We start from the raw sequence: 14024 nt of genomic DNA on the forward strand, positions 1-14024 counted from the left end.
CGCCTGGAGATACCGCGCGCCTCAGCCATGGCGAGTACCACCGAATCGACCAGGTGTCGGCCGGCGGCGTCTGGACCCTCTTCATCACCAGCCCCTGGCAAGGAGAATGGGGATTCCTTGTCGCCGGCAAGAAGGTGAACTGGCGGACTTACACGGGAGAGCAGAAATGAAGGAACGCCCCATCCTGTTCAGCGGGCCGATGGTCCGCGCGATCCTGGAAGGCCGGAAGACGGTGACGCGGCGGGCGGTTAAGGATCAGCCCCGCGGCCTGGCCGACATTGGCAGTTTCGGTCCTGGTCAGCCCTTCATCCGTCGGCCCGAGCCGACGAAGCGCAATCTGGCTTGTCCCTATGGCCGGCCAGGCGACCGACTCTGGGTGCGCGAGACCTGGGAAGATGTTCATCCGGCCCAGGTCGCCGACGGGCGTTACTCCCAGCTCGGGCGTGCTGGCATCCCGGGCCCTCCTGCCGTCACCTACCGCACTATCTACCGGGCTGAGGGGCCATATCCTCAGGTCTACCAGATCGATCAGCCCCCTTATCGGGCTCTTGAGCCCGACCCTTCGTCCTCTCGCGATTGGCCGGCAGATAACGGCTGGACGGGGTGGACTCCTAGCATCCATATGCCGCGCTGGGCGTCCCGCATTCTGCTGGAGATCACTGCGGTGCGCGTTGAGCGCCTGCAGGACATCAGCGAGGAGCAGGCGGTCGCCGAGGGCTGCTTCTTCACCGACTACGGCCGCCGCTGCGGACACGGCGGAAAGGGCTGGCAAGAGGTCGGCGACTGCCCTGCGCCAGAGGCTCATCATCCCCAGAACAACGGATGGATGTGGGACAAGACCACCAGCTCTGACCAGTGCCTGGGTAGCGCGCGCTGGGCATTCGGGAACCTCTGGGAGAAAACCGGAGGTGACTGGGACGCCAACCCCTGGGTCTGGGTCGTCGAGTTCAAGCGGGTGACGCCATGAGCCGCCCGACCTTCTGCCGCGGCACCGGCCGCCCTACCGACAAATGCGACTGCCTACGCTGCACTCCGCCGGCCAAGGAGCAACCGAATGAGCAACCTGCCTGACGATATCCGCGCGGCGATTCTGCGGGACGCCAAGAAATGGCTTCTCACCCATTATGTTGGCGGGCGGCGAAAGCTTGAGGGCTGGAGCGACTACTACGCCAGCCTCACAAGGATCATGTCCAGCTCGCTGCCTGGCGACCGCGCGAAGAGCCTGCGCCGACTGACGAAGCTCGTAAATGAAGGAGTCCTGGTGGAGCTCCCTCGCTACCGCAAAGGCGTCGGCACCAGGACCTTCACCCTGCCCAAGCCGCTGCTCGACGAGCTCGGCCAGCAGGCACAGCGCGAATGGGAGGCCATCGGTTACGTCGTCGGCCAGATGATGGACCCCATCCAGGAGCCCGCCCAATGCAAGCCATCCAACTGACCGTCGAGCACCGCCACGGCGTCAACGGCAAGCCCTACATGGTGATCGATGGCCTCCCCCGCCTCGGCGCCGAACTCGACCCCGAGCAGGCCCTGCAGCTCGGCCGCAACCTGATCCAGGCCGCCATCGTCGCCCAGCAGGGCGAGCGCGGCACACGCCTCTACCCCGCCGAGGACTGAGCCATGACCGAACAGAAAGCCTGCGCCCTCTGCGGTGCCGGAGGGCACCTTGCTGCCCGCCAGCAGCAGGCCCCGAGAGCACGCCATGCGGCGCACTGCCTGATGCTCGATCCAGAGGAGCCTGCGTGCCGCTGCAGCTGCGGTGCGCTGCCTTCGGACAGGAGTGGCTACGACCGCCTCTGGCTCTGGTTCGGCCTCAGCCGCTCCGCCTACGCCATCATGCCCCGGGTGATGATGCACGCCATGCCGGACGCCTGGCAGGACCGCATGGCCGCCCTCCTCGAGGAGTGGATGGAGTTCTGGCCGAACATGCCCGACGTCGACGCTCACGTGCAGATTCGCCAGGGCGGCAGGGTGATCCAGACGCCTCCCTGGCTGATCAACTACCGCCATCCCGACCGCCAGCAACTGGCGGAGGTGCACGGCGGCAACCTGGAGGGCGGCGACCATGCGTAACACCTTGCTCATCGCCGCCGGCGTCGTTGTGGTCGGCCTGGCCATCGTCGGCGCGGCCATCTCCGTGCCGCTCTTCCCGTCTTTCGCCGCTATGCAGTGGGGCTGCAGCTTCTAGCCCCTTCCCCTATTCATTCCGTGCCGGCCTGCGCTGGCGCGGTGAGGTATTTCCCATGTTCATGACACCAGAGGAAGTGGCCAACCTTACTGGCCGAACCCGGCCCAGCGCGCAGATTCGCTGGCTCGATGAGCACCTGTTTGGCTATGTAGTCGGCGCCGATGGGCGTCCAAAGGTGCTGCGAGAGATCGTGCTGTCGCGACTAGGATCAACTCGGCAGCAAAAAAAAGAGCCGAGGCTAAACCTGAGAAACTCGTAAGGAGAGGAGGCGGGGATGCGCCCGAGGAAGAAGGACCGTCACCTGCCGGCGTGCATGTACCACAAGCACGGCGCGTACTACTTGGTGAGGAAAGGGAGGTGGGAGCGCCTGGGCGAGGACTATCAGGCGGCGCTGCTGGAGTACGCCCGGAAGACCATGCAGGCGAATACGGGCGGGATGGCGGCGCTGATCGATAAGGCGCTGAAGCACCACATCAAGGTAAAGAAACTCGCTGCAAATACAGTAGCGCAGTACGAAATAGCCGCCGAGCGGCTTAAGGTCATCTTCGCTTCGTTCGAGCCTGAGCAGGTGCTGCCGAAGCACATCGCCGCGGTGAAGGTCGACCTGGCTGGCACACCGAACATGTGCAATCGGATTCTGTCATTCGCCCGCGTGGTGTTCGGCTATGCCCTGGAGTGGGGAATGGTCGATTCCAACCCTTGCGTCGGGATCCGGCGGCATGGGGAAGGGAAGCGGGATCGGTACATCACCGACGCGGAGTTTGGGGCCCTGCTTGGTGCGGCTAGCCCCTATATCAGGTGCATCCTGGAGATGGCCTATCTGTGCGGACAGCGCATCAGCGACGTGCTGTCGATTCACCTGTCCGACATTTCGCCGGAAGGCGTGGCGTTCGCCCAGCAGAAGACCGGCACGAAGCTCATCGTGGCCATGACTCCAGACCTCGAGGAGGTGATCGCAAGGGCGAAGGCTCTACCGAGGAAGGTGCGCACCCTAACCCTGTTCTGCTCGCGCGCAGGGAAACCCGTCAGCTACGAAACGGTGAAGATGGCCTTCAGGGTGCTGCGGGAGAAGACCGGCATCGCGGACGTCACCATCCACGACATCAGAGCGAAGTCCCTCACCGATGCCGACAAGGAGGGGAAGAACGCCCAAACCCTGGGCGGCCATTCAGATCCGAAGATGACGGCACGATACCTGCGCGGGCGGTTGCCGAAGATCGCTCAGGCCCCGACAATGCCTGCCAAAGTTCGCTGAAGTATTAGACAAATACCCCTATGTCAAAAAGACAGACCTTCTCGGAGCCAAGCGGCGACGGGCTCGCGGCTCACACCCCGATGATGCAGCAGTACTGGAAGCTGAAGAACCAGCACCCGGACCAGCTGATGTTCTACCGCATGGGCGACTTCTACGAGCTGTTCTACGAGGACGCCAAGAAGGCCGCCAAGCTGCTCGACATCACCCTGACCGCCCGCGGCCAGTCGGCCGGCATCGCCATCCCCATGGCCGGCATTCCCTTCCACTCGGCCGAGGGCTACCTGGCCAAGCTGGTCAAGCTCGGCGAATCGGTGGCGATCTGCGAACAGATCGGCGACCCGGCCACCAGCAAGGGCCCGGTGGAACGCCAGGTGGTGCGCATCATCACCCCCGGCACGGTCAGCGACGAAGCGCTGCTCGACGAGCGCCGCGACAACCTGCTGGCTGCCCTGCTCGGCGACGAACGGCTGTTCGGCCTGGCGGTGCTGGACATCACCAGCGGCCGCTTCAGCGTCCAGGAAATCCGTGGCTGGGAAAACCTGCTGGCCGAACTGGAACGATTGAACCCGGCGGAGCTGCTGATCCCCGACGACTGGCCCGCCGGCCTGCCGGCCGAGAAGCGCCGCGGCGTGCGCCGTCGCGCCCCCTGGGACTTCGACCGCGACTCGGCGTTCAAGAGCCTCTGCCAGCAGTTCGCTACCCAGGACCTGAAGGGCTTCGGTTGCCAGGACCTGACCCTGGCCATCGGCGCCGCCGGCTGCCTGCTGACCTACGCCAAGGAAACCCAGCGCACCGCCCTGCCGCACCTGCGCAGCCTGCGCCACGAGCGCCTCGACGACACCGTGGTGCTCGACGGCGCCAGCCGCCGCAACCTGGAGCTGGACACCAACCTCGCCGGCGGTCGCGACAACACCTTGCAGTCGGTCGTCGACCGCTGCCAGACCGCCATGGGCAGCCGCCTGCTGACCCGCTGGCTGAACCGCCCGCTGCGCGACCGCACGGTGCTGGAAGCACGTCAGGAGTCGATCGCCTGCCTGCTGGAGCGTTACCGCTTCGAGAACCTGCAGCCGCAGTTGAAGGAAATCGGTGACGTCGAGCGCGTCCTCGCCCGTATCGGCCTGCGCAACGCCCGCCCGCGCGACCTGGCGCGCCTGCGCGACGCCCTCGCCGCCCTGCCGGAACTGCAGCGCGGCATGACCGAGCTGGAAGCCCCGCACCTGGGTGAGCTGGCCGTCAGCATCCGCACCTACCCGGAGCTGGCCGAGTTGCTGGAGCGCGCGGTGATCGAGAACCCGCCGGCGGTGATCCGCGACGGCGGCGTGATCAAGCGCGGCTACGACGCCGAGCTGGATGAGCTGCAGACCCTCAGCGAGAACGCCGGCCAGTACCTGATGGACCTGGAGATCCGCGAGAAGGAACGCACCGGGCTGCCGGGCCTGAAGGTCGGCTACAACCGCATCCACGGTTACTACATCGAATTGCCGCGCATGCAGGCCGAACAGGCGCCGGCCGACTACCAGCGGCGCCAGACCCTGAAGGGCGCCGAGCGCTTCATCACCCCGGAGCTGAAGGCCTTCGAAGACAAGGCGCTGTCCGCCCAGAGCCGTGCCCTGGCGCGGGAGAAGCAACTCTACGAGGAACTGGTGGAGCTGCTCATCGCCCAGCTCGCGCCGCTGCAGGACACCGCCGCCGCCCTCGCCGAACTGGATGTGCTGGCCAACCTCGCCGAGCGCGCGCTGAACCTCGACCTGAACCGCCCACGCTTCGTCGAGGAGTCGGGCATCCTGATCGAGCAGGGCCGCCACCCGGTAGTCGAGCAGGTGCTCGACACCCCGTTCGTGGCCAACGACCTGCGGCTCGACGAAGAGACCCGCATGCTGGTGATCACCGGCCCGAACATGGGCGGTAAATCGACGTACATGCGGCAAACGGCGTTGATCGTGCTGCTTGCGCACATCGGCAGTTTCGTCCCCGCGGCGAAGTGCGAGCTGTCTCTGGTGGACCGCATCTTCACCCGTATCGGCTCCTCCGACGACCTCGCCGGCGGCCGCTCCACCTTCATGGTGGAGATGAGCGAAACCGCCAACATCCTGCACAACGCCACCGACCGCAGCCTGGTGCTGATGGACGAAGTGGGCCGTGGCACCAGCACCTTCGACGGCCTGTCGCTGGCCTGGGCGGCCGCCGAGCACCTGGCACGGCTGCGCGCCTTCACGCTGTTCGCCACCCACTATTTCGAGCTGACGGTGCTGCCGGAGAGCGAATCGGCGGTGGCCAACGTGCACCTGAACGCCACCGAGCACAACGAACGCATCGTCTTCCTGCACCATGTGCTGCCCGGCCCCGCCAGCCAGAGCTACGGCTTGGCGGTGGCGCAACTGGCCGGCGTTCCCGGCGCGGTGATCCAGCGCGCCCGCGAGCACCTGGCGCGCCTGGAAACCACCAGCCTGCCCCACGAAGCTCCGCGCCAGCAGGCCGGCCAGCCGGCCGCGCCGCTGCAAAGCGACCTGTTCGCCAGCCTGCCGCACCCGCTGATCGACGAGCTGGCGCGGGTCAAACCGGATGATCTGACGCCACGCCAGGCGCTGGATTTGTTATATGCATGGAAGACGCGAATCTGACGGACAGCGGAACAAGCTGCTAGAATCGCGCGCGCTGTGCCGCCCGCCTGAGGAGAGAATTAGAAAATGACCTTCGTCGTCACCGACAACTGCATCAAGTGCAAATACACCGACTGCGTGGAAGTCTGCCCGGTGGACTGCTTCTACGAAGGCCCGAACTTCCTGGTGATTCACCCGGATGAGTGCATCGACTGCGCCCTGTGCGAACCGGAATGCCCGGCACAGGCGATCTTCTCCGAGGACGAGGTCCCGGAGAACATGCAGGAGTACATCGAGCTGAACAAGGATCTGGCCGAGGTCTGGCCGAACATCACCGAGAAGAAGGCTTCGCTGCCGGACGCGGAAGAGTGGGACGGCGTCGCCGGCAAGCTCAAGCATCTGGAGCGTTGATCGCTTCCTCCAAGGCCCGCCCAGTGCGGGCCTTGTGCTATCTGCGGCGGCACTTTTTCGCGGGCAAAAAAAGGGGCGGGATGGCCCGCCCTTTTTTCCCTACCCCATCATCCTGATGAATCGCTTCCCGCGACGTCCTGACCGCTATCCGTGTCGGCCTGCGTCATTCCCTGTACGCAGGTGTGATATTAGCGATACGTACGTACGCCGCAAGCGGCCCGAAGTCGCACCCGGCGCCCTTGAATGCCACTTCAAGCGCAATTAAATTCATTTAATTTCAATAACTTATAAAACATCCCAGAACGAAATCCGCATTCACCAGCAGAGGAATGCGACAAAGGCTCACACAACCTGTAAGCGATGGCTTACACGCGACGCTCAAAAACCGGCGCTTCGCGCGACCCGGGCACTGTGAGCAAGCCGGCGCGGGCCTTTCGTTCGGCCACAAAAAAGCCCGGAGGTTCGCTCCGGGCTCTTGTCGACCTGACGACGCCTACTGGAACAGGGCGTCGCTGGACAGGCCGTTCTTCTCCAGGATCTCGCGCAGACGCTTGAGCGCTTCGACCTGAATCTGCCGCACGCGCTCGCGAGTCAGGCCGATCTCCTGGCCGACCTCTTCCAGGGTGCTGCTTTCATGACCACGCAGGCCGAAGCGGCGAATCACCACCTCACGCTGCTTGTCGGTCAGTTCGGACAGCCACTGGTCGATGCTCTGGCTCAGATCGTCGTCCTGCAGCAACTCGCAGGGATCGGTGGGCCGGTCATCGGTGAGGGTGTCGAGCAGGGTCTTGTCGGAGTCCGGGCCGAGGGACACGTCCACCGAAGTCACCCTCTCGTTGAGGCCGAGCATGCGCTTGACCTCGTCGACCGGTTTCTCCAGCAGGTTGGCGATTTCCTCGGGGGACGGCTCGTGGTCCAGCTTGTGCGTCAGCTCGCGGGCCGCGCGCAGATAGACGTTGAGTTCCTTGACCACGTGGATCGGCAGGCGAATGGTGCGGGTCTGGTTCATGATGGCCCGTTCGATTGTCTGACGAATCCACCAGGTGGCGTAGGTGGAGAAGCGGAAACCGCGCTCCGGGTCGAACTTCTCGACCGCCCGGATCAGGCCGAGATTGCCCTCCTCGATCAGGTCGAGCAGCGACAGGCCGCGGTTGACGTAGCGTCGGGCGATCTTCACCACCAGGCGCAGGTTGCTTTCGATCATGCGCCGCCGCCCGGCCGGGTCGCCCCTTTGCGCCAGGCGCGCAAAGTGAACTTCCTCTTCAGGAGTCAGCAGTGGGGAAAAGCCTATTTCGTTGAGGTACAGCTGCGTGGCATCAAGCGCTCGGGTGTAGTCGATATGCTTGTGCTGCTTCGACGCCAGCGAACTTGCCTTGGAGGTGACCTGAAGTGAGACCTGCTCTTCGGCAAGCGCTTCGTCGAATGAGATGCCGGGCTCCAGCAGGAGCAGCTCGTCATCCACGTCAAACTCCGGCCCTTCTTTTTTGAGTGCCATGTCGTTATCCCTTGCTGAGTTCGACAACAAGCTCGGACAAGTCCTTATCCTTGGGACGTCCAAGCCCGCTCACCCACGCTGGGAGGCGGCGTCGATCAACGAGGAGGCAGGTATTGCAAAGGATCCACGGGTTTGCCCTGGCGGCGAATCTCGAAGTGCAGCTTCACCCGGTCCGTGCCCGTGGAGCCCATCTCGGCAATGCTCTGCCCGACTTTGACCTGTTGCCCTTCCCGAACGAGCAGCCTGCGGTTGTGGCCGTAGGCACTCACGTAGGTATCGCTGTGCTTGATGATCACGAGTTCGCCGTAGCCCCGCAAACCACTACCGGCGTACACAACCGTACCACTAGACGCAGCCAGGACAGGCTGGCCCAATTGACCGGCTATATCAATCCCTTTATTCAAACTCCCGTTTGATGCAAAGCGGCCTATCAAAGTCCCGTTGGTCGGCCACATCCAGCCCTCGGCACCCTTCGCCACAGGCGTGGAAGGGGCGCTGCTGGCGGGAGATGGCGGATTACTGGCACTCGCAGTGGCGACCGGCTTGGTAGGCGCCGGAGAACTGGCACTTGGCTTGCTGACCACAACCGGGGCGACGGACGGTGTGGTTTTGGCGACTACTGGTTGCGCGGCGGCGCCAGTGCCGCCAAAGCGGATCGACTGGCCCGGACGGATGGTATAGGGCGGCTGGATGTTGTTGTGCGCGGCCAGGGCTTTCCAGTCCCAGCCATAGCGGAAGGCGATGGAGTACAGGGTGTCGCCGCGGCGCACGGTGTACTGGCCACTGGTGGTGGCCGGCGTCTGGTCGGCCTGGTTGCGGTCGACCACCTTGACCTTGCCCCCACTGGAGGAGGCGCAGGCGGCGAGCAGGGAGCAGAAGGCCGCCGCAAGTAGCAGGCGTACGCCGGTCCTGATCCAGATCCATTGCTTCTGGGCCGCGATAGGGCTCACCCCTTCCCCCTTAATCCTTCGAAAAATCTGTCCGGCGTTTGCCGTGTTGCGTTCCCGGGTCGCCCGGCGGCGTCCCCGCCGCCGTCAGCCCAGGGGGCCGTTGAGCAGGGGGACGAAGCGCACCGAGTCCAGTACGCGCCGGTCGAAGCCGTCGTCGCGGCGTTCGATCAGCATCAGCTGCTGCACTTCGCCGCTGCCCACCGGAATCACCAGGCGCCCACCCGGCGCCAACTGGTCGAGCAGCGCCTGCGGGACCTCGGCGGCCGCCGCGGTGACGATGATACCGTTGTACGGTGCCAGCGCCGACCAGCCTTCCCAGCCATCCCCCCAGCGAAAGACAACATTTCTCAGGTTTAGCTCCGCAAGCCGCTCCTTGGCGCGGTCCTGCAGGGCCTGAATCCGCTCGACGGAGAACACTCGCTCGACCAGCTGCGCCAGCACCGCGGTCTGGTAGCCGGAGCCGGTGCCGATCTCCAGCACCTTGTCCAGCGGCCCGGCGGCCAGCAGCAGTTCGGTCATCCGCGCGACCATGAATGGTTGCGAGATGGTCTGGTTGTGGCCGATGGGCAGCGCCGTGTCCTCGTAGGCGCGATGCGAGAGCGCCTCGTCGACGAACAGGTGACGTGGCGTGCGGCGGATCACTTCGAGCACGCGGGCGTTGGACAGGCCTTCTTCGTACAGGCGCTGGATAAGGCGTTCGCGCGTGCGCTGGGAGGTCATGCCGATGCCGCGGCGACTCAGCTCATCAGCCATGGTCCAGCCCTCCGATCCAGTCCTGCAGTCCATTGAACGCCTCGCGGAAGGTGCGGTCCAGTTGCAACGGCGTGACCGAGACATAGCCCTGCATCACCGCATGGAAATCGGTGCCTTCGCCGCCATCCTCGACATCGCCGGCCGCCGCGATCCAGTAGCCTTCGCGACCGCGCGGGTTGACCACCTTGACCGGCTTGGCGGCGCGCTTGCGGTGCCCCAGGCGGGTCAGCTGGATGCCGCGGATGCGCTCCAGCGGCAGGTTCGGGATGTTGACGTTGAGCACCGTGCGCGGCGGCAGGTCGAGCTGCTCGTGCGCCAGCACCAGTAATCGAGCGTAGTGCATGGCGGTGTAGAGGTTGTCCGGTTGCCGCGAGAGCAGCGAGAACGCGAACGCCGGACGCTCCAGGAAGCGCCCTTCGATGGCGGCGGCCACGGTGCCCGAATAGAGCACGTCGTCGCCCAGGTTGGCGCCCAGGTTGATTCCCGAGGCGACCATGTCCGGCAGCGTGTCCAGCAGGCCGTTGAGGCCCAGGTGCACGCAGTCGGTCGGCGTACCGTCGACGCCGATGAAGCCGTTGCTCAGCCGCTGCGCGTGCAGCGGCCGGTCCAGGGTCAGCGAGCTGCTGGCGCCGCTGCGGTCCTGTTCGGGTGCTACCACCACGCACTCGGCGTGATCGCTCAGCGCGTCGTAAAGCGCGGCGATACCGGGTGCGTTCACCCCGTCGTCGTTGGCAATCAATATGCGCATGGGTTTTCCGTCTGCCCCGCCGGAAGCAGATCGAGCAGCTCGCGCACGACGACGGTGGCGAAGCAGCCTGCCGGCAGGACGAATTCCAGTTGCAGGATGTCAGGGGCGGGATAATGCCATGCCAGGCCCTGGATGGGGAGGCGCAGGATGCGCCGTTCGTGCGCCATGTCCGCATCGCCCAGCCATTGGCAAAGTGCCACTTCAGCGGCCCCTACGGCGTTCTCGCGTTCACCGCTGGCGCCGCCGGCCGGCGAGGCGCCTTGGCCCCAGAGCGGCCCGGTGGGGTGCAGGTCGAGCGCGGCCAGGCGCGGATCGGAACACTCCGCCTCGCCGGCGGGGAAGAAGCTGCGGCTGTCGGTGAAGGCCAGCAGGTCGCCGACCTGGGCGCGGTTCCAGCTGCCGTCGGCCACGCGCTGCGCCAGCGTCCGGTTGAACAGGTAGCTGCGACCGGCCGAGAGCATGCGCGAGCGCAGGTTGCGCTGCGCGGGAAGGATGCCGCGCTCGGCGCAGCTGCGCGCGTCCACGACGTTGCCGCCGTCGAAGCCGAAGCGCTGGGTGCCGAAGTAGTTGGGCACGCCCTCGGCGGCGATGCGTCGCAGCCGTTCGTCGAGCGCCGCGTGATCGGCGTGCAGCTGGGTCAGGCGCAGGGTGAAGCCGTTGGCCGCGTGGGCGCCGCGCTGCAGTTTGCGCTGGTGGCGGGTGCGCCGCAGGATACGCAGGCTGTCGTCCTCGGCCGTGGCCAGGTCCGGGTCGGACTTGCCCGGCAGGTGCAGGCTGAACCACTGGCGGGTGAGCGCCTGGCGATCCTTGAGCCCGGCGTAGCTGATCAGCCGCTGCGAGACGCCCGCGGCGCGGGCCAGGCGGCGCGCCGCTTCCTCGGTGTTCAGGCCGCGCTTCTCGACCCACAGCCAGAGGTGCTCGCCGTCGCCGGAGAGCGGGATGTCCAGCACCTCGTCAACCTGGAAGTCCTCGGCCACGGCCTTGAGCACCGCCTGCCCGCAGGCTTCGCCATGGGCGCGCGGGCCCAGCAGTTCCAGCTCGGTCATGGGCGGACCAGCAAGGCGACGGCGTGTACCGCGATGCCTTCTTCGCGGCCGGTGAAACCGAGCTTCTCGGTGGTGGTGGCCTTGACGTTGACCTGCTCGGCCTCGACCTGCAGGTCCTCGGCGATGGCGGCGCGCATGGCCTCGATGTGCGGGGCCATCTTCGGTGCCTGGGCGATGATGGTGGCGTCGACGTTGCCGATCACGTAGCCCTTGGCGTGCACCAGGGACACCACGTGGCGCAGCAGCGCGCGGCTATCGGCGCCCTTGAAGCGCGGGTCGGTGTCCGGGAAGTGCTTGCCGATGTCGCCCAGGGCGCAAGCGCCGAGCAGGGCGTCGCTCAGCGCGTGCAGCAGCACGTCGCCGTCGGAGTGGGCGATCAGCCCGAACTTGTGGGGAATGCGCACGCCGCCGAGGGTGATGAAGTCGCCCTCGCCGAAGCGGTGTACGTCGTAGCCATGGCCGATACGCATAGAAAAACGCCCTGAATCTGTCAGGGCGTCGATTCTACCGGAAAGCCGCGACGCCTTCAGGCCGGCACCGACAGGGCACGCGCGTGGTGGCGCAGGTGGTCGTCGATGAAGCTGGCGATGAAGTAATAGCTGTGGTCGTAGCCCGGATGCAGACGCAACTCCAGCGGGTGCCCCGCCGCTTCCGCCGCCTGGCGCAGGGCCTCGGGCTTGAGCTGGGTGGCAAGGAAGTCGTCGCGCTCGCCCTGGTCGACCAGGATCGGCAGGCGCTCGCTGGCGCCGGCCAGCAGCTCGCAGGCGTCCCACTCCAGCCAGGCGTTGCGGTCTTCACCCAGGTAGCGGCCGAAGGCCTTCTGGCCCCAGGGGCAATCGGCCGGATGGGTGATCGGCGCGAAGGCCGACAGCGACTGGTAACGCCCCGGGTTGCGCAGGGCGCAGACCAGCGCGCCATGGCCGCCCATGGAATGCCCGGCGATGCCGCGCCGGGTGGAGACCGGGAAGTTGTCCTCGATCAGCGCCGGCAGCTCGTGCACCACGTAGTCGTGCATGCGGTAGTTGCGCGCCCAGGGCTCCTGGGTAGCGTTGAGGTAGAAGCCCGCGCCCAGGCCGAAATCCCAGGCGCCTTCCGGGTCGCCGGGCACGTCCGGGCCGCGCGGGCTGGTGTCCGGCGCCACTATCACCAGGCCCAGCTCGGCGGCCAGGCGCTGGGCGCCGGCCTTCTGCATGAAGTTCTCGTCGGTGCAGGTCAGCCCCGACAGCCAGTACAGCGCCGGCAGCCCGGCCTCGGGCTCGGCCTGGGGCGGCAGGTAGATGGCGAAGACCATGTCGCAGCCGAGCACTTCGGAGCGGTGGCGGTAACGCTGGTGCCAACCGTCGAAGCTCTTCTGGCTGCTGATCAGCTCGATGGAATCGCTCATGGCAATCTCCTTTGCTGTGCAACCGGGGCGCGCTGGCGCCCCGGCGGCGTTATCAGTAATGGATGACCGAGCGGATGCTCTTGCCTTCGTGCATCAGGTCGAAGGCCTCGTTGATCTTGTCCAGGCCCATGGTGTGGGTGATGAAGGTATCCAGCGGGATGTCGCCCTTCTGCGCCTTCTCCACGTAGCTCGGCAGCTCGGTGCGGCCCTTCACGCCGCCGAACGCGGAACCGCGCCAGACCCGGCCGGTGACCAGCTGGAACGGACGGGTGCTGATTTCCTGGCCGGCGCCGGCGACGCCGATGATGGTCGACTCGCCCCAGCCCTTGTGGCAGCACTCCAGGGCCGCGCGCATCAGTTGCACGTTGCCGACGCACTCGAAGGAGTAGTCCACGCCGCCGTCGGTCATCTCGACGATGACCTCCTGGATCGGCTTCTGGTGGTCCTTCGGATTGACGAAGTCGGTGGCGCCCAGCTCCCTGGCGATATCGAACTTGGCCGGGTTGATGTCCACCGCGATGATCCGCGAGGCCTTGGCCATCTTCGCGCCGATGATGGCGGCGAGGCCGATGCCGCCCAGGCCGAAGATGGCGACGGTGGCGCCCTCTTCCACCTTGGCGGTGTTGAGCACGGCGCCGATGCCGGTGGTCACGCCGCAGCCGAGCAGGCAGACCTTCTCCAGCGGGGCGTCCTTGGGAATCTTGGCCAGGGAGATTTCCGGCAGCACGGTGTACTCGGAGAAGGTCGAGCAGCCCATGTAGTGGTAGATCGGCTCGCCGTTGTAGGAGAAGCGCGAAGTGCCGTCGGGCATCAGGCCCTTGCCCTGGGTGGCGCGTACGGCCTGGCAGAGATTGGTCTTGCCGGATTTGCAGAATTTGCACTCACGGCATTCTGCGGTGTACAGCGGGATCACGTGGTCGCCGACCTGCAGCGAGGTGACGCCCTCGCCCACCGCCTCGACGATGCCGCCGCCCTCGTGACCGAGGATGCACGGGAACACGCCTTCCGAATCCTGGCCGGACAGGGTGTAGGCGTCGGTGTGGCAGACCCCGGTGGCGACGATGCGCACCAGCACCTCGCCCTTCTTCGGCGGCGCCACGTCCACCTCGACCACCTGCAGCGGCTGGTTGGGGGCGAAGGCGACGGCGGCACGGGACTTGATCATCTCGGAACTCCTGGCGGATTGATGCGGGGGCT

General features: G+C 66.1%; 17 protein-coding genes. 9 read left to right on the forward strand and 8 right to left on the reverse strand.

Annotated features, from left to right (window positions below; translation table 11 throughout):
- The first annotated feature begins 166 nt into the window (after positions 1-166).
- From P3W75_RS12835 to fdxA, 9 genes are all read left to right on the forward strand, one after another.
- Positions 167-967, forward strand: coding sequence for a hypothetical protein (locus P3W75_RS12835; protein ID WP_276227728.1), 801 nt, complete (start codon positions 167-169; stop codon positions 965-967).
- A gap of 87 nt (positions 968-1054) precedes the next feature.
- A complete protein-coding gene (locus tag P3W75_RS12840; RefSeq protein WP_276227729.1) occupies positions 1055-1435 on the forward strand; it encodes a hypothetical protein in 381 nt (126 codons plus the stop codon).
- Complete coding sequence (locus tag P3W75_RS12845; RefSeq protein ID WP_276227730.1) at positions 1417-1614, forward strand: hypothetical protein; 198 nt, start codon at positions 1417-1419, stop codon at positions 1612-1614. Before P3W75_RS12840 ends, P3W75_RS12845 begins: the two co-directional genes overlap by 19 nt.
- A 3-nt stretch (positions 1615-1617) precedes the next feature.
- Entirely contained in the window at positions 1618-2070 is a 453-nt protein-coding gene (locus P3W75_RS12850; protein ID WP_276227731.1) for a hypothetical protein, read from the forward strand.
- Positions 2063-2185 (forward strand): hypothetical protein, encoded by a 123-nt coding sequence (locus P3W75_RS12855; protein WP_276227732.1) that lies wholly within the window; start codon positions 2063-2065, stop codon positions 2183-2185. The genes P3W75_RS12850 and P3W75_RS12855 overlap by 8 nt, the downstream gene beginning before the upstream one ends.
- Positions 2186-2246: 61 nt before the next feature.
- Positions 2247-2444 carry a DUF4224 domain-containing protein gene (locus tag P3W75_RS12860; protein WP_430765368.1) on the forward strand — a complete coding sequence of 66 codons (198 nt, stop codon included), beginning with the start codon at positions 2247-2249 and terminating at the stop codon, positions 2442-2444.
- Between the two features lie 15 nt (positions 2445-2459).
- Entirely contained in the window at positions 2460-3440 is a 981-nt protein-coding gene (locus P3W75_RS12865) for a tyrosine-type recombinase/integrase (RefSeq protein WP_276227734.1), read from the forward strand.
- Positions 3441-3460: 20 nt separating this feature from the next.
- Entirely contained in the window at positions 3461-6061 is a 2601-nt protein-coding gene (mutS, locus tag P3W75_RS12870; RefSeq protein ID WP_276227735.1) for a DNA mismatch repair protein MutS, read from the forward strand.
- A gap of 66 nt (positions 6062-6127) precedes the next feature.
- A complete protein-coding gene (gene fdxA / locus P3W75_RS12875; RefSeq protein WP_276227736.1) occupies positions 6128-6451 on the forward strand; it encodes a ferredoxin FdxA in 324 nt (107 codons plus the stop codon).
- Positions 6452-6944: 493 nt separating this feature from the next.
- Here the strand turns inward: fdxA and rpoS are convergent, their stop codons facing one another.
- From rpoS to P3W75_RS12915, 8 genes are all read right to left on the reverse strand, one after another.
- Entirely contained in the window at positions 6945-7946 is a 1002-nt protein-coding gene (gene rpoS, locus P3W75_RS12880; protein WP_276227737.1) for an RNA polymerase sigma factor RpoS, read from the reverse strand.
- 95 nt (positions 7947-8041) lie between these two features.
- A complete protein-coding gene (locus P3W75_RS12885) occupies positions 8042-8866 on the reverse strand; it encodes a peptidoglycan DD-metalloendopeptidase family protein (RefSeq protein WP_430765369.1) in 825 nt (274 codons plus the stop codon).
- Positions 8867-8980: 114 nt separating this feature from the next.
- Complete coding sequence (locus tag P3W75_RS12890; RefSeq protein ID WP_276227744.1) at positions 8981-9616, reverse strand: protein-L-isoaspartate(D-aspartate) O-methyltransferase; 636 nt, start codon at positions 9614-9616, stop codon at positions 8981-8983.
- A gap of 25 nt (positions 9617-9641) precedes the next feature.
- On the reverse strand, positions 9642-10397 hold the full coding sequence (gene surE, locus P3W75_RS12895; RefSeq protein WP_276227738.1) for a 5'/3'-nucleotidase SurE: 756 nt from the start codon (positions 10395-10397) through the stop codon (positions 9642-9644).
- Positions 10385-11443, reverse strand: a complete 1059-nt coding sequence (gene truD / locus P3W75_RS12900) for a tRNA pseudouridine(13) synthase TruD (RefSeq protein ID WP_276227739.1) — start codon at positions 11441-11443, stop codon at positions 10385-10387. Before truD ends, surE begins: the two co-directional genes overlap by 13 nt.
- The gene (ispF, locus tag P3W75_RS12905; RefSeq protein ID WP_276227740.1) at positions 11440-11913 is read right to left on the reverse strand and encodes a 2-C-methyl-D-erythritol 2,4-cyclodiphosphate synthase; all 474 of its coding nucleotides are present in this window, start codon (positions 11911-11913) and stop codon (positions 11440-11442) included. The genes truD and ispF overlap by 4 nt, the downstream gene beginning before the upstream one ends.
- A gap of 56 nt (positions 11914-11969) precedes the next feature.
- Complete coding sequence (fghA, locus tag P3W75_RS12910) at positions 11970-12827, reverse strand: S-formylglutathione hydrolase (protein WP_276227741.1); 858 nt, start codon at positions 12825-12827, stop codon at positions 11970-11972.
- A 52-nt stretch (positions 12828-12879) separates the two neighbouring features.
- The gene (locus P3W75_RS12915; RefSeq protein WP_276227742.1) at positions 12880-13992 is read right to left on the reverse strand and encodes an S-(hydroxymethyl)glutathione dehydrogenase/class III alcohol dehydrogenase; all 1113 of its coding nucleotides are present in this window, start codon (positions 13990-13992) and stop codon (positions 12880-12882) included.
- Between the last annotated feature and the right edge of the window lie 32 nt (positions 13993-14024).

Origin of the sequence: Pseudomonas citronellolis (assembly GCF_029335315.1) — a bacterium.
Classification (GTDB): domain Bacteria; phylum Pseudomonadota; class Gammaproteobacteria; order Pseudomonadales; family Pseudomonadaceae; genus Pseudomonas; species Pseudomonas citronellolis_A.